At 65.7% G+C, this 18,248-nt stretch carries 14 protein-coding genes; 7 read left to right on the forward strand and 7 right to left on the reverse strand.

Translation table 11 applies throughout. The features are described from left to right. Positions 1-272 precede the first annotated feature (272 nt). From KF688_13545 to KF688_13570, 6 genes are all read left to right on the forward strand, one after another. The gene (locus KF688_13545) at positions 273-986 is read left to right on the forward strand and encodes a tetratricopeptide repeat protein (protein MBX3426698.1); all 714 of its coding nucleotides are present in this window, start codon (positions 273-275) and stop codon (positions 984-986) included. A gap of 80 nt (positions 987-1,066) precedes the next feature. Beyond that, a complete protein-coding gene (locus KF688_13550) occupies positions 1,067-3,628 on the forward strand; it encodes an ATP-dependent Clp protease ATP-binding subunit (GenBank protein MBX3426699.1) in 2,562 nt (853 codons plus the stop codon). Positions 3,629-3,928: 300 nt separating this feature from the next. Then, the gene (locus KF688_13555; protein MBX3426700.1) at positions 3,929-4,645 is read left to right on the forward strand and encodes a PEP-CTERM sorting domain-containing protein; all 717 of its coding nucleotides are present in this window, start codon (positions 3,929-3,931) and stop codon (positions 4,643-4,645) included. A 136-nt stretch (positions 4,646-4,781) separates the two neighbouring features. Further along, positions 4,782-5,351 carry an NAD(P)H-dependent oxidoreductase gene (locus KF688_13560; protein MBX3426701.1) on the forward strand — a complete coding sequence of 190 codons (570 nt, stop codon included), beginning with the start codon at positions 4,782-4,784 and terminating at the stop codon, positions 5,349-5,351. Positions 5,352-5,360: 9 nt separating this feature from the next. After that, complete coding sequence (locus tag KF688_13565) at positions 5,361-5,570, forward strand: hypothetical protein (GenBank protein MBX3426702.1); 210 nt, start codon at positions 5,361-5,363, stop codon at positions 5,568-5,570. A gap of 343 nt (positions 5,571-5,913) precedes the next feature. After that, positions 5,914-6,240 (forward strand): calmodulin-binding protein, encoded by a 327-nt coding sequence (locus KF688_13570; protein ID MBX3426703.1) that lies wholly within the window; start codon positions 5,914-5,916, stop codon positions 6,238-6,240. Positions 6,241-6,347: 107 nt separating this feature from the next. On the opposite strand, the gene KF688_13575 is transcribed toward KF688_13570, so the two are convergent. Continuing rightward, positions 6,348-7,610: a M20/M25/M40 family metallo-hydrolase gene (locus KF688_13575; protein ID MBX3426704.1), complete on the reverse strand. Its 1,263-nt coding sequence runs from the start codon at positions 7,608-7,610 to the stop codon at positions 6,348-6,350. Between the two features lie 648 nt (positions 7,611-8,258). Here KF688_13575 and KF688_13580 point away from each other — a divergent pair. Then, a complete protein-coding gene (locus KF688_13580) occupies positions 8,259-9,332 on the forward strand; it encodes an Mrp/NBP35 family ATP-binding protein (GenBank protein ID MBX3426705.1) in 1,074 nt (357 codons plus the stop codon). 128 nt (positions 9,333-9,460) lie between these two features. On the opposite strand, the gene KF688_13585 is transcribed toward KF688_13580, so the two are convergent. The 6 genes from KF688_13585 to KF688_13610 form a co-directional block, all read right to left on the reverse strand. After that, positions 9,461-10,210 (reverse strand): YebC/PmpR family DNA-binding transcriptional regulator, encoded by a 750-nt coding sequence (locus tag KF688_13585; GenBank protein MBX3426706.1) that lies wholly within the window; start codon positions 10,208-10,210, stop codon positions 9,461-9,463. A gap of 152 nt (positions 10,211-10,362) precedes the next feature. Beyond that, complete coding sequence (locus KF688_13590; GenBank protein ID MBX3426707.1) at positions 10,363-11,364, reverse strand: hypothetical protein; 1,002 nt, start codon at positions 11,362-11,364, stop codon at positions 10,363-10,365. 115 nt (positions 11,365-11,479) lie between these two features. Continuing rightward, a complete protein-coding gene (gene rbfA, locus KF688_13595) occupies positions 11,480-11,977 on the reverse strand; it encodes a 30S ribosome-binding factor RbfA (protein MBX3426708.1) in 498 nt (165 codons plus the stop codon). A gap of 204 nt (positions 11,978-12,181) precedes the next feature. Next, a complete protein-coding gene (gene infB, locus KF688_13600) occupies positions 12,182-14,896 on the reverse strand; it encodes a translation initiation factor IF-2 (protein MBX3426709.1) in 2,715 nt (904 codons plus the stop codon). A gap of 142 nt (positions 14,897-15,038) precedes the next feature. Then, positions 15,039-16,394, reverse strand: coding sequence for a transcription termination factor NusA (gene nusA / locus KF688_13605; protein MBX3426710.1), 1,356 nt, complete (start codon positions 16,392-16,394; stop codon positions 15,039-15,041). A 400-nt stretch (positions 16,395-16,794) separates the two neighbouring features. Continuing rightward, on the reverse strand, positions 16,795-18,096 hold the full coding sequence (locus KF688_13610; protein ID MBX3426711.1) for a beta-ketoacyl-[acyl-carrier-protein] synthase family protein: 1,302 nt from the start codon (positions 18,094-18,096) through the stop codon (positions 16,795-16,797). Positions 18,097-18,248: the final 152 nt, after the last annotated feature.

The raw sequence follows: 18,248 nt of genomic DNA on the forward strand, positions 1-18,248 counted from the left end.
CTCCGACCACACGCCCTGGTTTCCCGCTTTTTGTCGTCCAGGCCGGCGCCGCTCGTACGTCCTCCGCTCCAGGGCCGGAATCGCACGCTCGGTCGGCTCGTAACTGCCTATCCCGCCCGCAGTTGCCTTGAATTGACAAGGTCGCGGGCTAGACTTTGCCAACCGTCAGGATCGCCGGCAGGCGAGCGCCGCGTGAGGCTCGAGCGGATCGACCGCTTGCGCTCCGCTTGGCGCGCTGCTCGCTCGCCGGCCCTCGGCAAGGATTGCCGCGCGTGACTCCTCCCAAACTCCACTGGTCGGCTTACTTGTGGCCCGGGCTGCCGCATGTGTGGACCCGGGGGTCTTGGGCGGGTTTGGGGCTGGCGGTAGGATTTACGGCGCTGGGGAACCTGCTGGCGGTCGCCACCTTGGTCTGGACCGAGTGGCTCCCCGAGCGAGTTCGCGCCGGGGGTTGGCTGCTGCTGGGAGTCGTGTGGCTCGCGGCGTGGCTTGACGCCCGGGCCGATTGGCGACGCTACCTGGCCGAGTGGGCCAGCGGCGAGGGGGGCGATCCGCGGCAGCGGGCCGACCGGCTCTACCGCGAAGCCCTCGGGCACTACCTCGCCGGCGACCACGTCGCTGCCGAGCAGACCGTTCAGAAGATATTGAAGATCGATCGTCGCGACCCAGAGGCCCGCCTGCTGACGGCGACGCTCCTGCGCCGCACCGGACGAACCGACGAAGCTTTCCAACAACTCGCGGAGTTGGAACGGCTTGAAACCGCCGCCCCCTGGCACGCCGAGATTGCCGCGGAGCGACGGTTGCTTACCATTACGGTGTCTCAGCTTGCAACCGATCTGCCCCGCCGCGGGAAAGACGAGTCGCAAGCGGAGTCCGACGACGCGACCGCACACGACCGCAACGACGCGACGACACTGACGATTCACGCTCGGGACGAGCGACCTGACACTAAGGCCGACCCCGCCGCACGGAACAGAGCCGCTTAGCTTCGCCCCCGCGGCGAGCACGACCCCCGGCCCGTTTGCGACCCCGGCGAGCCAGCAGCATCACGACAGGAGAGAGGGCCATGTACGAACGCTTCACCGACCGGGCGCGCAAAGTGATGCAGCTCGCCAACCAAGAAGCCCAGCGCTTCAACCACGAATACATCGGCACCGAGCACGTGCTGTTGGGGCTCATCAAAGAGGGCTCCGGCGTGGCGGCCAACGTGCTCAAGAACCTCGACGTCGATCTTCGCAAGATTCGGCTCGAGGTCGAGAAGCTCGTTCAGAGCGGGCCCGACATGGTCACCATGGGCAAGCTGCCCCAGACCCCGCGGGCCAAGAAGGTGATCGAGTACTCGATGGAAGAGGCTCGCCACCTGAACCACAACTACGTCGGCACGGAGCACATCCTGTTGGGCCTGCTCCGCGAGCAGGAAGGGGTGGCCGCCCAGGTGCTGATGAACCTCGGGCTCAAGCTGGAAGAAGTCCGCGAGGAGGTCCTCAACCTGCTGGGCCATGGCCTGGAAGGGGACGAGACCAGCGGCCGGGGCGGCCGGGGCGGCGAGTCGCGCGGCGGCAACGGCGGCGACGACCCGGAACGCTCGAAATCTTCGAAGAGCAAGACCCCCGCGCTGGACAGCTTCGGCCGCGATCTGACCGAGTTGGCCCGGCAGAACAAGCTCGACCCGGTGATCGGCCGCGAAAAGGAAATCGAGCGGGCGATCCAGATCCTTTGTCGGCGTACGAAGAACAACCCCGTCCTGCTTGGCGAGGCCGGCGTCGGCAAGACCGCGATCGTCGAAGGGTTCGCCCAACGGGTGATCGACGGCAACGTTCCCGAGCTGCTGCTTGATCGGCGGATCGTCGTCCTGGACTTGGCGATGATGGTCGCCGGGACGAAGTACCGCGGCCAATTCGAGGAGCGGATCAAGGCGGTCATGAACGAGGTCCGCCGCGCCAAGAACACGATTCTGTTCATCGACGAACTACACACGCTGGTCGGCGCCGGCGGGGCCGAGGGCGCCATCGACGCCTCGAACGTGCTGAAGCCGGCCCTGGCTCGCGGCGAGATCCAGTGCATCGGGGCCACGACGCTCGACGAGTACCGCAAGTACATCGAGAAGGACTCGGCCCTCGCTCGCCGGTTCCAGGAAGTGCTCGTCGAGCCGACCACCGTCGCCGACACGACCCTGATCCTCGAAGGCCTCCGCGATCGGTACGAGGAGCACCACCGGGTGCAAATCACCGACGACGCGATCACCTCGGCCGTCGAGCTCTCGGACCGGTACATCACCGGTCGGTGCCTGCCCGACAAGGCGATCGACGTGATCGACGAGGCGGGCGCCCGCGTGCGGCTCAAGACGATGTCCAAGCCGCCGAATCTCAAGGAGATCGACGACGAAGTCGAGCAGCTCAACCGCGAGAAGGAAGAGGCGGTCGCCAACCAGGACTTCGAGAAGGCCGCCAAGCTGCGCGACCAAGCCGACAAGCTCAAGAAAAAGAAGCAGGACGTCACCCGCCAGTGGCGCGAAAAGTCGCGTGAGAACGGCGGCGTGGTCGACGAAGAGGTCATCGCCGAGGTGATCTCGAAGATGACCGGCATCCCGCTGACTCGCATGAGCACCGAAGACACGATGCGGCTGATGCAGATGGAGGACGAGCTCCACAAGAAGGTCATCAGCCAGCACGAGGCGATCCACGCGATCGCCAAAGCGGTGCGCCGCAGTCGCAGCGGATTGCAGGACCCCAAACGGCCGACCGGCACGTTCATCTTCGCCGGCCCCACGGGCGTCGGCAAAACGCTGCTCGCCAAGGCCCTGGCCGAGTTCATGTTCGGCGACGAGGATGCGCTCATCCAGATCGACATGAGCGAATACATGGAGAAGCACAACGTGAGCCGGCTCATCGGGGCGCCCCCCGGGTACGTCGGCTACGAAGAAGGAGGGCAGCTCACCGAGCAGATTCGCCGTCGACCCTACGCGGTGGTGCTGCTCGACGAGATCGAAAAGGCCCACCCCGAAGTGTTCAACATGCTGCTGCAGGTCATGGAGGAAGGCCGCCTGACCGACAGCTTCGGTCGCAACGTCGACTTCCGCAACGTGATCCTGATCATGACCACCAACGCAGGGGCCGAGGCAATCAAGAACGAAAGCGCGTTCGGCTTCGCCAAGCCCGACGCCGACGCCAGCTACGACGCGATGAAGACCCGCGTGGTCGATGAAATCGAAAAGGTGTTTCGCCCCGAGTTCATCAACCGCGTCAACGACATCATCGTGTTCCGGCACCTCAACACGGACGATCTCAAGGAAGTGGTCGACCTGGAACTCTCGAAGGTCCGCAAGCGGCTCATCGAGAAGGGGCTCACGCTCGATCTGTCGGACGAATCCAAGGAGTTTCTGATCAAGAAGGGCTCGAACACCGACTACGGCGCTCGGCCGCTGCGGCGTGCCATCGAGTCGTTCGTCGAGGATCCGCTGGCCGAGGAACTGCTCAAGGGCGAGTTCAACGGCAAGGATACGATCCGCGTCACGGTTAAGACGGTGGGCGACAAGAAGCAACTCAACTTCGAGGGGCTCAAGACCCGCGACGACAAGCCGGAACCGGTCGCGGCCGCCGCCGGCGAAGACGCCGGCGACGAAGCGTAAGCGATCGTTCGACGGAATTCGGAAATCTTCGAAAGAGCCTCCGGTCGATATCGACCGGGGGCTCTTTGTTTGCGCCCGCGCATCCGCCTCTCGACGTCCTCGTGTTTCAATTGCGCAATAAAGAATCGAAGACGCTCCCGCGCGTGGACTCCACCGAGAGTGCCGAGCACACTACATGCGCCGACGTGGAACCGCCCGCTGTCGGCGCCAATCCCATGCGGGGCCGCCGGCAGCGCTCGCCGTTCTAGCGCCCCCCTGGCGACTGCTCTTTTCTCTCTAGTCCTCTGAGGAGTACGACTCATGAAACGATTTCTTTGGGCGGTCGGTCTGGCCGTCGGCCTGACGGCCAGTTCCCGCGCAGCGATCGTCTACGTCGATGCGACGCACGACGTCGGCGGCAACACGGCCGTGGCGCCCTCGGCCGGCGGCGGGGTGTTCAACACCTCCGGCGCACTCAACAGCCAAGGCCCGGCCAACGACGGTCTGTGGGACGTCCGCGCCTTCGGCAACGCCGCGACAATCTATCAGAACGCCGGGTTCGGCAACGTCGACAACGCTCATCGACTGGTCACGACCGTCAGCGTTCCGACGAACACGTATAACGTCTACGCCTACTTCTGGAGCGACACCAGCGCCTGGCGGATGGGCGCATCGCTGACGGACGACCAAGGCGAACTCCCTCTCTATCAGTACAATCCCACGACTGCAGGCGTCGTCCAGTACTGGACCGGTTCGGACGGCACGCAACTCAGCAACGTCTTGGCTCCTAATCCTTTCACCACCGACGTGATGATCGCCGAAGGAAATCGCCGGTTGTTCCAGATCCCGCTCGGGCAGGTCAGCGGGTCGAGCATCTCGGTCTTTGTCGACGACGACGCCATGATGGCCGACGGCAATCAGCGGACATGGTTCGACGGCATCGGCTACGAGCCGGTCCCCGAGCCGAGCACAATTATGCTGGCGGGACTCGCGCTGGTCGGTGCAGCGGGTCGATTCCGGCGTCGCATGCTTGGTTAATCCGCAACGTGTGAAAACTTCCGAGAAACGGCAGTTAGCCCCCGGTCGCCGACCGGGGGCTATTTTTTGCGCAACTGAGTAAAATGCCCGGTCGCCGCCTCCCTCCCGCCGTGTCTCGACCGGAGATTACAGACCCATGGCCAAGATCCTTGCCTTCGCCGGCAGCGCTCGCCGCGATTCCTTCAACAAGAAACTCGTCGCTACGGCCGTCGCGCAAGCCCGCGAGTTGGGAGCCGAGGTGACGCACGTCGATCTGCGCGACTTTCCGATGCCGCTGTACGACGGCGACCTGGAGGAGGCGGAAGGGTATCCCGAGGCGGCCGACCGCCTCTACGCTCTCATGAAGGAGCACGCAGGGCTGCTCCTGGCCTGTCCCGAGTACAACAGTTCGATTACGCCGCTCCTCAAGAACACGATCGACTGGGTCTCGCGCCCGCGCTCGGGCGACGGGCGACTGGCCGCGTATCAAGGCAAAGTGGCGACCCTGCTGGCCGCATCGCCCGGCGAACTCGGCGGCCTGCGGGGGCTGGTGACGGTCCGCTCGATCTTGGGCAACATCGGCGTCACCGTACTGCCGACGCAGGTGGCCGTGGCGAAGGCGGACAAGGCGTTTGCGGAAGACGGCGCGCTCATCGACGAGTCGGCGGCGAAGCGCGTTGCGGCAGCGATGGCGACGTTCGTCGCGACAGTTCGCAAATTGGCGTAGGGGCACAGCATGTCTGAATGCAGGTGCGGACAACATCACGTATTTCGGGGCAATGAGGCGACAGACGACGCCGACGCCCATCTTCGCGAAGTGCAAGCCGACTTGGCGAACTGGAGGTGCGAGTACGTGTGTCCGGACACTGGCGCGCGATGGCTGCTGGATCATCCGTTTCCTGAAGCACACGGCGGCGGACCTCCCCGTCTACGCCAAATTCAATGAGCCGATCGCATCGGGTGAGGACGGGACGTTCGCCCCGCTTGGGGCTAACGGACTTATGTCCGTCTCGACCTGCGGCTGACGCCGCAGGCCATAGACTGTCGGCCCGTTAGGCCTGAAGCCGCGCGGCTGCGCCGCTGGAGAGTGAAGGATGGTCAGTCAGCCGCAACGCGGCGGCAATCAATAGCCTGGAGCGGTCCGCGACCGTCCCCCGGTTCCGTTTATTCCGATCGTAACGAATATTCCCTCAACCGCCGTCCCTTGGCGGCCGATTCTTACTCCCAGACGAACACTGCTCGCCGGCGCCAGCATTGCGCCGGTTTATCGCTCTTGAGGGGGGAATCTCATGGCGCGTCGGATTCTGTTTGCCATTTGCCTCGGCATGGCGTTTTGCGCATTGAGCCAAGGCACGCGCGCCGAAGCCCAGCAGGCCTACGGCCGCCAGTGGGCCGGCTCGTACACGACCCAGGACTGGAACCGGTTCTATCACTATCCGTACGTGTACTACCCCCAAAACTTCTGGGGCAGCGAGTACTACCGCAGCGCGGACAGTCTGTACCACCGGTACCCGCCCGAGATGCGGATCCCCGTGTACAACGCCCGCTGGCACAACTACTACCCCAATCGCCGCAAGTTCCACTCCGGGCATCACTTCGTGCTGGACGTGTTCTGAGACGGGGGATGCGAGATTGCTGATAGGAAAGCCGGGAAACGTCGAGAATCAATCTCTTTGATCTCCGACGTTTCGCCGCTGGCCGCTTCACCATCTGCAATCCAACATCAATGATCGGGCGTCGCCGCGGCCCCAGTCGCGATTGCGACGAGCACCTCGACCGCGCGATCGAGCTGATCGACGGCGATAAACTCGTCAATCGTGTGGGCTTGCTCGATCGAACCGGGGCCGAAGACCGCGGCGGGGATCCCCGCCGCGGCCAGGGTCGCGGCGTTCGTGCCGTACGGCACCCCGACGATGCGGCTCGCGACTCCGCACGCGTCGACAATGGCTGCCAACCGCTCGGCCCAACGTTGCGATTCGCCCCCGGCTAGCCCGTAGCTCTGCATCCAGGGCGGGTCGTGAGTCAGTCGGCAGGGACCGAGGTCGACCGCTCGCTCCAACTCGGCGACGACGCCGGCGTAGGCGGTCTCGGGACTCTCGCCCGGAGCAAGTCGTCGATCGAGGTCGATCACCGCCGCGTCGGGCACCGTGTTGGGTCCCGCTCCTCCTTGGATCGTCGTGACGCAAATGGTCGGAGGGCCGCACTCGCCCGCGAGTCCGGTCGCCGTCGCGTTGAACCCCCGCCCCAGTTTGTCGTGCATCGCCTCGAGCGCCTGGACGACCCGCGCCATCGCGTAAATTGCATTGGCGCCGCCCGCGGGTCGCGAGGAATGAGCCGCTCGCCCCGCCGTCCGAGCCTGCCAACGAACCACTCCGCGGTGAGCCGCCACGACGTTCAAGTCGGTCGGCTCGGCGACGATCGCGGCCCGCGGCTTGAACCGACGAAGTTCTGCCAGGGAGAGCGGCCCCTGGATCGTCGTCGCCGCGAGTTCGCCGGATCGCTCATCCCAGAATCGTGCCAGTGCGCGAACCCCCGTGAAACCGCACTCCTCGTTCACGGTCGAAGCGAATACGATCGTCGGCCGGCGGGCGAGCGGGGCGTCGCCGGCTGCAACCAGCGCCGCGAGCATGGCCGCCAGGCCCCCCTTCACATCGCACGCCCCGCGGCCATAGATGAGACCCTGGGACTCGCGAGCGATGAACGGGGCGTTCATCCCGGCCACGGCGACCGTATCCTGGTGGGCCTCCCAAAGGAGACAATCGCTGCGGCCCCCGGGGACCACGGCGACAACGTTGGACCGGCCTGGGTGGACCTCCTGGGTCAGCCAAGGCCAGCCCTGTCTGCCGAGGAAATCGATAAGCCACTCAGTCACTTGCTTTTCGCCCGAAATATCGTCCGTTGACGGGTCCCCTGCGGGGACCAAGCGCGGGTTCACGCTGGGGCGGGCAATGAGTTGCCCCAGGATTTCTCGGACTAAATGAGCCACAATCCCCCTCCGCGAGCCGTCCCGACCCCGCCGCAGCGGGGGGCCCGACCCCATTTCGTCGCGATTTTTCGCCGACTATTTGCAATCATGGAACACACTGGTTAAGATGCACGTCGGCGTGGAGAAAATCCACGTCGACCTCCCCCTCGCGGGTCGCTGCCCCACCCGCGAGGGGATTTTTTTGCGCCGACGAATTCGCGCAACATTTCGGCGGTTCTGCGCAGCACTTCTCGCTGGCGCCCCAGCCTGCATAAGCCGACAGGGAGCCGATTCACGGCCCCGTTTCAAGCCGCGACGTTCGGCTCCGGCTTGGCGATCGTCGCCTTCATGGTCGCAGTAATTTACCAAAGCGGCAGGCCCCGCGCGAGGGTCGCTTTCGCGAGAATCAAGGGCAGATCTCGCGATCTCGTCGACAGCGGGCGCTTCAGCTCGCGCCGACGAGCCCGACGCCAGGAAATCGCCGGCCGCGTCGAGGCGATCTCCGCGGATCCACCGCGAATCCTTTCGATGCGACGCCTTGGAAAGCTCCGTCGCGTGCGTCACGATAACGGGTCGACATCGCACGCGCTGCGGCCCCTACAGCGACGACGATTCGTCGCCGGGCGATACCAAGCGATACATTACACCACGAATGCGAGTTGGCCCCTGATGAGCGTGTTGGATCGAGAAGCGGTGATGCGCGTCCTTGGCGACTTCCAAGATCCCGAGTCCGGCCGCAGCGTCGTGACCATGGAGCAGGTCAAGGAGGTCCGCGTCGCCGACGACCGCGTGCAGGTGACGCTTGGACTGACGACCTTCGCGGCGCCGCTGCGGGAGGAGACGCGGCAGGCGCTGGCAGACCGTTTGCGGGCGAAGCTCCCCGGTGCGCCGAAGGTCGAGGTCGACTTGGTCGAACATCCTCGGCCGGCCCAGCCGATCGGTTCGGTCGGGCTGACGGCCAAGGCGGTCATCGCAGTCGGCTCCGGCAAGGGGGGCGTCGGCAAGAGCACCGTTGCTGCGACGCTAGCCTTGACGCTCAAGCACGCCGGCTGCAAGGTAGGGCTCATGGACGCCGACGTTTACGGCCCCAGCGTGCCGCACCTCTTGGGGCTGGAAGGGCAGCCGCACATCGTCGATCAGCGGCTGCAGCCGGTCGTCGACCAGGGCATGCCCGTGATGAGCATGGGCTTTCTCGTCCCCAAGGGCGAGGCGGTCGTGTGGCGGGGGCCGATGCTGCACGGGGCGATCACGCAATTCTTGCGAGATACGGCCTGGGGCGATCTCGATTTTCTGATCATCGACATGCCCCCCGGCACGGGCGACATCGCGCTGACGTTGTCTCAACTCTTGCCGCTCACCGGGGCGGTGGTCGTCTGCACGCCGCAGGACGTCGCCCTGCTGGACGCAGTGAAAGCGATCGCCATGTTCCGCAAGGTGAACATCCCCGTCCTGGGGCTCGTCGAGAACATGAGCTACTTCGAGTGCCCAGACAACGGCAAGCGGTACGACATTTTCGGCACCGGCGGCGCCCGGGCCAAAGCCGAAGAGCTTGACGTGCCGTTCCTCGGCGAACTGCCGATTCAGATTCCGATCCGCGAACGGGGAGACGCGGGATCGACCGCGGGGAACGTCACCGATGCCCAGTCGGGCCCCTACTTCCAGCGGATCGCGGCGAACCTCGTCCGCGGTCTCGCCCAAGCGCGAGTCGCCGCTCCGCCGATGCCGACGTTGTCGGTGTTGTAGGGGACCAGGGGCAACAAGCAGACATGCGGGGCGCCGCGGCGTCCGGAGAGCGCCGCCTGGATGCGATTAAATCCACGCGCCCCGAGAATCACCACGTCGATTCGCGTGATCCACGGTCTTCAAGCCCGCTACCCCCCCAGCGCCGCCATCTCTTCGTCGGGGATGTCGAAGTTCGCCGAGGCGGATTGGACGTCGTCGTGGTCGTCGAGCGCTTCCATCAGCTTGAGGATCTTGCGCACATCGTCCCCCGCGACCGTGACGGTGTCCTTCGGCAACCAGGCGATTTCGCGCGACTCGATCGGCAGGCCGGCCGCCTCGACGGCGTCGCCCACGGCGTTGAAGACGTCGACGGACGAGATGATCTCGAAGAGATCCCCCTCGCGGACGACGTCGTCGGCGCCCGCTTCCATGCCCAGTTCCAAGAGCGACTCCTCGTCGGTCTTGTCGGCGGGGACGCGCACGATCCCCTTGCGGTCGAACATCCACGCGGCGCAACCGGTGGAGCCGAGTTTGCCGCCGTTAATCTCGAACAGCTTGCGAATTTCAGGGGCCGTGCGATTGCGGTTGTCGGTGAGGATCTCGCACATCACCGCGACGCCGCTTGGTCCGTGGCCTTCGTAGAGGACCGACTCGAGGTTGCCCCCTTCGAGTTCCCCAGTCCCCTTCTTGATCGCCCGTTCGATGTTGTCCTTGGGAAGACTGACCGCTTTGGCGTCGTTGATCGCGTAACGCAGCCGGAGATTCGTGTCGGGGTCCCCTCCGCCGGTCTTGGCGGCGACGATGATCGCCCGCGACAGCTTGCTCCACAGCTTGCCGCGTTTGGCGTCGATGAGCGATTTTTTGTGGGCGATGTTCGCCCAGTGGGAATGACCAGCCATATCTCACGCTCGCATGTCCGAAAACGGTCGCCGCGAACGCTCGCGAGATCGACCGAAGTTGTCGCGGTATCGCCCCGGTCGCGCCGCGGACCGGCGGGTGCTGCCTGCCGTCGAGAGTCGCGAGTGTTCCGTCGCGCTTCCCCGTGTCGCGCTCAGCGCGGTTTGCGCTTCGTGATCGACTTGCCCGCGGGCTTCTTCTTTTTCGGAGCCTCCGCGGCCTTTTTCACGACCTTCTTGACGGGGGGTTTCTTCGCCGGCTTCTTGGCCGGGGGAACGGGTTTCTTGGCGCTTGCCGACTTTGCGGCGGGGGCCTTTTTGGAAGGCGCCTTCTTGGCCCCGCTGCCGGCCACAGGGGCCGGTTTGGCGGTCGTCTGCGGTTTGGCGGCGCCGGGGGTCGTCTTTCCCTTGGTCGCCGGCTTGGCAGGCGGCTGCGGCGGAGTCGGACGAGCCGGCTCGGGGGGTTGTTCCTTCACGGCCCGCTTCGGCAGCCGATCCTTGCAGTCCGGGTCGATCTCCAACAGCAACTTGCGGATCGTCGGCCCGAGCGGGCTGCGGTGCATCTCGACCCCAAGCTGATGCAACAGGCTGGCGGCCTCGACTCCCTTGCTCTTCGCGACGGCTCGTTCCAAACCAGGGGCCTGCCCCTTGGCCGCCTCGGAGTCCGAGACGATCCCCACGATCCGCAGCGACTCGAGCAGTCCCGGGCTCACAGGGATCGAGTGGCCCCCCAGTCCGTGCTGCACGACGTACGCCACGGTGAACGGCGTGCTGCCGTTGTACTTTTCGATTTGCTTCACCGCGGCGCCGATGTTCTGCTTCCGCATCGCCTCGAGGTCAAACGAGTAGTGGGTCTCGAAGACGCTTTGCAGGACTCGCTTGAGCCGCGTGGCCGTCTCCTCGGGATCGTTGAGCGGCTTGACCGCCTCGGCGAGCTCGCGAACGGTGCTGACGCGGACTTCGTTCCAGTCGAAATAGTCCGACTTGAGCGTCTCGAAAGCGCGATCGGCGGCTTCCTGCGAGGAGTTCTCGGCACAGCAGGCGACCAACAACGTGTCCAGCACGCTGCGGTCCTTGGCAGGCGGAGTCGGCTTGAAGTGCTTCTTGAGGATCTTCAGCGCGTGATTGATCAGCGAAGCGCGGTTCTTGGTTGCCATATCGTCTGCATGCGGTGGTAAGCGTGGTCGTCAGCCAAACTCGGAGCCTTGGCTCCTGCGGCCCAGGCGTCAGAGGGACCGCCCTGTCTTGTCGAGTCGTTCCTAGTCTCGGAGCCTAGTCTCGGAGGATCGAGTCCTCGCCTTCCTCGTCATCGTCGTCGAAATAGTCGGCGTCGGTCCAACTGTCGTCGGGAGGCGTCTCCTCGTCGGCGTCGTCGTCCTCGGCGTCGGTATCAACATCGTCGTCCTCGGCCGCGACGAGCGGGTCGTCGCTTGGCAGCACGTCCCCCAGCAGGCGAGCGATTTCGATCGACCGTTTGACCCCCATATCGAGCACAAACAGCAGCTTGGGGGTGTAGCGAGTGTCGATCCGCGCCGCCACTTTCTGCTGCAGGTAACCCGCGGCGCTGTTGAGGCCGTGCAGGCACAACTGCTGAGCTTGCTCGCTCCCCATGACCGACACGTTGACCTTGGCTTGGCGCATGTCCCCTGAAACCTCGACCGACGTCACCGTGACCCCCGCGATCCGCGGATCGCGTAAATCGGTCAAGATGGCCATGCTGACCACCTCGCGAATCGCCTCGGCGGCTTTGAGAGTGCGGCGGGAGGACATGAATGAAGGCCGAAGGGAGACAGGCGAGGCGGAAAGGGAGCGTGGGCGGAAGCGGTTTGCGGAGCGATGCGGTCGGCGTTGTCGGTCGGAAAAAGGGAATGTGCGTCACGGAAGACTTGCGTCACGATCTCAGCGGCTCATCGCCGCCCTGCACATCGTCCTGACGTCCCACGGCCCCATCGTCCCGACATGCCGACCCGGCGTTCAATCGTCGAACTTGCGGCCAACCTCTTCCATGCGGTAGACCTCGAGAATGTCGGCCTCCTTCAGGTCGTTGAAACCGGAGAGCTTGATGCCGCACTCCAGGCCTTCGCGGACTTCCTTGGTGTCGTCCTTCTCGCGCCGCAGGGTGTCGATCGGATAGTCTCCCACGACCGTGTTGTCGCGGATGACCCGAGCCCGAGCGTTCCGCTCGACCGTGCCGGCCAGCACGCGGCACCCGGCCACAGTGCCGACCCGACTGATCTTGAACAACTGCTGCACCAGGGCCCGGCCGAGGTCGACCTCGCGCTGCTCGGGCCTGAGCATTCCTTCGAGGGCCGCCTTCAAGTCTTCGGTGATCTTGTAAATGATCTCGTACCGGCGAATCTGCACGCCCCGTTTGTCGGCCAGCGAGCGGGCCTTCTCGTCCGGCACGACGTTGAAACCGATGATGATCGCGTCCGACGCATCGGCGAGCGTGACGTCCGCCTCGCTGATCCCGCCGACCGTGGCCTGCAGGATGCGGATCTTGACCTCGGGGTGTTCGAGCTTGCTGAGTTCCTTCTGAATCGCCTCGATCGAACCGCGGACGTCGGCCCGCAGGATGACATTGAGCGTCTGCACCTCGGCGGCGCCTTCGAGTCGCTCGAACAGGTTTTCGAGCGTGACGTGCTCAGGGCCGGAGCCAAGGGCGCGGCTGCGGAGCGCGTGAGCCCGATCTTCGGCAATCTGGCGGGCCTGGGCGATGTCGTCGATCACGTAGAAGTGCTCGCCGGCGATTGGCGCCACGTCGAACCCGGAAATCGTCACCGGCATGCTCGGCCCGGCCGACTCGTGACGCGTCCGTCCGTCGAGCGTGTCGTAGAGCGCCTTGACGCGACCGTAGGAGTCGCCGCAGACGACCACGTCGCCCACCCGCAGCGTGCCGTTGCCGACGATGCACTTGGCCATGACGCCGCGATCGGCGTCCAACTGGGCTTCCAAGCAGGTGCCGATGGCCGCCCGATTCGGGTTCGCTTCGTACTCGTGCAGTTCCGCGACGGTGAGCAGCGTCTCGAGCAGGTCGTCGATCCCGTCCCCCTTCAGGGCGCTGGTCTTCACGACTTCCGTCTCGCCCCCCCACTCGCTGGGGAGCAAATCGGCGGCGGCGAGCTGCTGGTAGATGCGGTCGAAATCGGCTCCCGGCAGGTCGCATTTGTTGAGCGCAACGACGATCGGCACCTCGGCCGCGCGGGCGTGGCTGATCGCTTCCTCGGTCTGGGGCATGATGCCGTCGTCGGCGGCGACGACCAGCACCGCGATGTCGGTGACGTTGGCGCCGCGCGCCCGCATTTCGGTGAACGCTTCGTGGCCCGGGGTGTCGACGAAGGAGATCTTCCGACCGCCCTTGTCGATCTGATAGGCGCGGATGTGCTGCGTGATGCCGCCGCTCTCGCCGCTGACCACATTGATGCCGATGATCCGGTCCAACAGCGAAGTCTTGCCGTGGTCGACATGGCCGAGGAACGTGATGACCGGCGGCCGCGGCAGCAAATCGGAATCCGCGTCGACCTGCTCGCGGATCGCATCGAGCATCTCGTCTTCAAGCGACTTCGCCTCGACGAAGTCCACGTTGGCGCCCAACTCGGCGACGATGAACTCGGTCAACTCGGGGTCGATCTGAGCGGTGATCGTCGTCATGACCCCTTCCTGCATCAGGAGACGCAGAATTTGGGCCGCGGGGACGCCGGCGGCCTCGGAGAGGTCGCGCACCGTACAGGGAAGCTCCAGCGTGACGCGGTCCTTGCGCGGGGCTGCGGTGCTGACGCCGCTGCGGCGGGTGCGGCTCAGCCGACGCGACGGCCGGGACGAACCGGATTCATCCTCGCCGCTGCGGCCTCCCGTGCGACGCCGATTAAGCTGGCGCTGTTCGCGCCCGCCGAGCATGGGGGTTCCGTCTTCTTTGGCTTTGACCGTTCCCTTGCCCTTCTTGCCGCGGGACGCGTCCTTAGCCTCGGCCTCGCGTTCCTGCTTCGCCTTGTCGAGGGCATCCTCGTGACGCCGCAGGTGGGCGGCCAACGGCTTTGAACCCGCCTTGCTCGCCCGCAGGGCGTCGGCCGGGAGCTTCATGTCCGGTTTCTGCGCCGGCGGCTCGTTGCTGCGGGCGGCAGGGGTCGGCGGCTCGACGCTCGGAAGCGGCGCGAGCTTGATCGCGGGACGAGCCCGCGGCCCGCTCCCCGAGGGCTTGGCCGGTCGGCTCGTCGGCTTCGGTTCCGACAACACGGGGGGCCTGCCCATGGCGCCGCCTGGGCCGATGTAGTCGTCGCGGCGCATGACGCCGGCCAGCGGACCAGGCGATCGCGGACCGTCGTCGGCCTCGGCAGGGGTCTCCGCGACCTCCGGGGATTCCGCCTCGGCGGCGGGCGCCGGTTCCTCCGGCTCTTCCGACGGCTCGGCGCGCGGCGGAGTCGCCGGCTTAGGAGCGCTCAGCACCGGCATCTTCCCGACCCGGGCTCGCTCGCGCGGCCGTTCGGGAGCCAGCGGGGCCCCAGGTTCGTTTCGCGGAGCGGAACCGCCGCTCGGCTTGCTGAAGTGATCCTTGAGCTTGGCCACCTCGTCGTCGCTCAGGCTGGCCAATGCCGAGCCCTTGCCGCGGATGCCAATCTGCGTGCAGATATCGACCAGCTCTTTGCTGTCGACGTTCAGATCCTTCGCGAGGGAATAAATTCGAACCGCCAAGTTGTTCTCTCCATGTCGCCGGCCTACGGCGAGCTGCGCCCCGCGGGACGTCTCGGCCGGCGATCAACACCAGTAATTATCAACTCACCATGAAAGGCGTCCTCCAAAAGCTGCGGCGCCAGCACGGCGACGCTCCTGTAGCTTACGACCCTTCCCTGTCGGCCGCTTCGTCCCCACCCTCGCTCGGGGAGGATTCCCCGTCCGATTGAGCGGCTTCTTCCGATTGTTCGTCCGGCTCGGGTTCGCCGCGGGCGGCCCGAGCGGCCGCCTCCTGGGCGGCGATTTCCGCCTCGATCGCATCCAGCCGATCCTGCTCCCGCTTCGCCCGGCGAGCCTCCGCGGCCGCAGCCTCGGCCTCTTCGGCCCGGGAGTCCGCCTGCTCGACGATCAGATCGACCTGCTCCTCGGTCAGCCCCCCCATCGCCATCAGAGCGTCAGGTTCGATCACCGCCAAGTCGTCGTAGCTGAGGAAGCCTTCTTCCACCAGTCGTTCGGCAAGTTCAACAGTCATCCCCTCGAGCGAACTGAAGCCCGTGACCGCGCGATCGATCGACTCGGCCAGTTCGTCCTGGGTCATAATCTCAATGTCCCAGCCCGAAAGCTTGGTCGCCAGCCGAACGTTCTGCCCGCGACGACCGATCGCCAACGACAATTGATCCTCGCGCACTAGGACGATCGCTCGGCCCATCATGCGGCAGAGGATGACCTGCTCGACCTCGGCCGGCTGCAGGGCGTTGGGAATGAGGTTTTCGACGTTGTCGTCCCAGCGGACGATGTCAATCCGCTCCCCCCCGAGTTCGTCGACGATATTCTTGATGCGATTGCCCCGCACGCCGACGCACGCCCCTACGCAATCGACGCGCGAGTCGCTGCTGCTGACGGCGACCTTGGAACGATACCCTGGCTCGCGAGCCAGGGCCCGGACCTCGATCACCCCGTCGGCGATTTCGGGAATCTCTTGCTCGAACAGCCGTTGCACGAGCGCGGGATGGGCCCGGCTGAGAATCACCTTCACCCGGCTGCCGCTCTTGCGGACCTCGTACACGGTGCACCGCACCCGTTCGTTGACGTGGTGCGTCTCGCCGGGAATTTGCTCGCTGCGCGGGAGGATCGCCTCGACGTTGCTCAGCGTGACGGTCGCGGCGCCGCCGTCGTACCGATGAACGACCCCGCTGATCATCTCGCCGATCAACTCGGTGTATTCGTCGAACAGGGCGTCGCGTTCCGCTTCGCGAATCTTTTGGATCATCACCTGCTTGGCGGTCTGGGCGCCAATGCGCCCGACGGTCTCTTCCGAGTCGAGCGGCTCGCCGTCGCAGGAGGCGGTGATCTGACCGCTGGCGCGGTCGATAATCACCTGGATGTCGGACTCTTCGCCGTAATGCTTCTTCGCCGCCGAGACGAGCGCAGCCTCGATCCCCTCGAAGACAATCTCTTTGTCAATGTTCTTGTCGCGGTGGATCGCGTCGACGATCCGCAACACTTCGGCGGCATTCATGGGCGGGGCTTTCTCGCGGCGTATTTCGCCCGCCGCGCGGGCCAATCAAGTTGTCCGAATTGTCCGATCCAGGCTTCTAGTTTCGCAAACTCTTCGCATCCTGCGGCGAGAGCGGCTGGTGCGCAGACCGCAAGCGCCAAGCCGGAGCGACCGGCTCGCGCTTCGCGTCATGCACTACTGCTGCAAACCGAGGCCGGAAGGCCCCGTTTGTCGCGAAACTTCTTTTACCAACGGCACTTAGTGCAATTGGTAATCTGGTTAGGTTATCGGGGCAAATTGCGAGTGTCAAGCGGCCGAAACCGGGCTGCGCACGCTGTTTACGCCCCACGCGACGCTTCTACCAACCGACGGCTCACTTGACGCCGGCGAGGGCAGTGCGTCGCGTTTCGCTGTGGCTTGCTCAGCCGCGGCCGACGACTAACGCCGCGGCTTGTCCCTGCGGCGTTGCACTGAGTTTGAGAAACGTCTCGCCGCACGGATCGCCATGGCGGCTCGCCCGCACCGGGCAGGCCGGGTCGGCCTCGGTGAAATTGAGCGTGCCGAACAGCGACCCGGCCGGCCACGACAGCAGGCTGGCGATGAGCTCGACCACTCCGCTGCCGGCGCCCAGGTTGCCGAAATAGCTCTTGGCCGCGGCGACCGGAGCGGTCGCGGCAGCCGTCCCCAGGAGCCGGCCGATCGCGGTCGCCTCGGCCTCGTCTCCTGCGCGATCGCCCAGGGCGTGGGCGTTCACGTGCCCCAGCGCAGCGCCGTCGATCCCCGCGTCGGCCAGCGCCTGCCGCCCTGCCGCGGCGAAGGCGTCCGCCTTGCGCGCAACCAAGTTCGCGTCGGCCACCGCGGCGCTGCCGGTGCCAAGGATCTCGCCGTAGATCGTCGCCCCGCGGGCGAGCGCGGCCTCGCGCTCTTCCAGCATCACGGCGCCGGCGCCTTCGCCGCAGACCATGCCGGTGCGGCGGCGATCGAACGGCCGGCAAGCCGTGGCGGCGTCCAACGCGGGATCAGCCAGTTCTTCGGTCTGGGTCGCATGGATCGTCTTGAACGAATGAATGCGCGTCCCCGTGGCGCCGGCCAGCATCGCATCGGCGTGGCCGCGCTCGATCGTCTGGGCCGCTTCGCGAATCGCCAACACCCCCGACGCTTCCCGCATTGTGAGCGAGTTGTTCGGTCCGCGCAGGTCGTTGAAGATCGCAATGTGGCTGGCGGGCATGTTGGGCAGGTAATTGAGCATCCACAGGGGATTCATCTCCCTGAGGCCCTCGGTCCCCCACTGCTCGTAGACCAGCCCTCCGGCAGCGACGCCGCACTTGATCATCCCCGCGAGCAAGTCGTCGGGGGGGCTGAGCATGTAGTCGCTGCCGAACACGACGCCGACTCGCTCCGGGACGCGCTCGACCAGAGCCGAGCGCGCCAGCGCCTGCTGCGCCGCGGCGACGGCCATCATCGATTCGCGGCACATCATTTTGAGCGCCTTGCGGATCGACTTCTTCATGTCCTTGTCGAGTTCGCCGAAGTTGTCGATGTCGCCGGTGAACTCGCGGGCCTCGCCTCCGTAGGTCACAAGCCCTTCGAGCGGGGGGATTGTCGTCAGCGGGGCGACGCCGCTCGTCCCCGCTGCCAGCGCGGTCGCCAGCGCTTCGGCGGAATTGCCCAGCGGCGAGACGACCCCCAGCCCGGTGATGACGACGCGGCGACCAGCGGACATGGCAGTGTTCGTAGGGAGAGGGCAGGCGATCCAACAGCACGAACCGCCCAAGATACCCCGCCCGGGAAGGCAGGACTAGGTCGCGACGGGGGCGGCCTCTGCGGCGTGCGAGCAAGCTTCTCGGGTGAATCGCACCTTGATTGTCCGCCGCC

The sequence above is a fragment of the Pirellulales bacterium genome (genome assembly GCA_019636345.1).
Lineage (GTDB): Bacteria > Planctomycetota > Planctomycetia > Pirellulales > Lacipirellulaceae.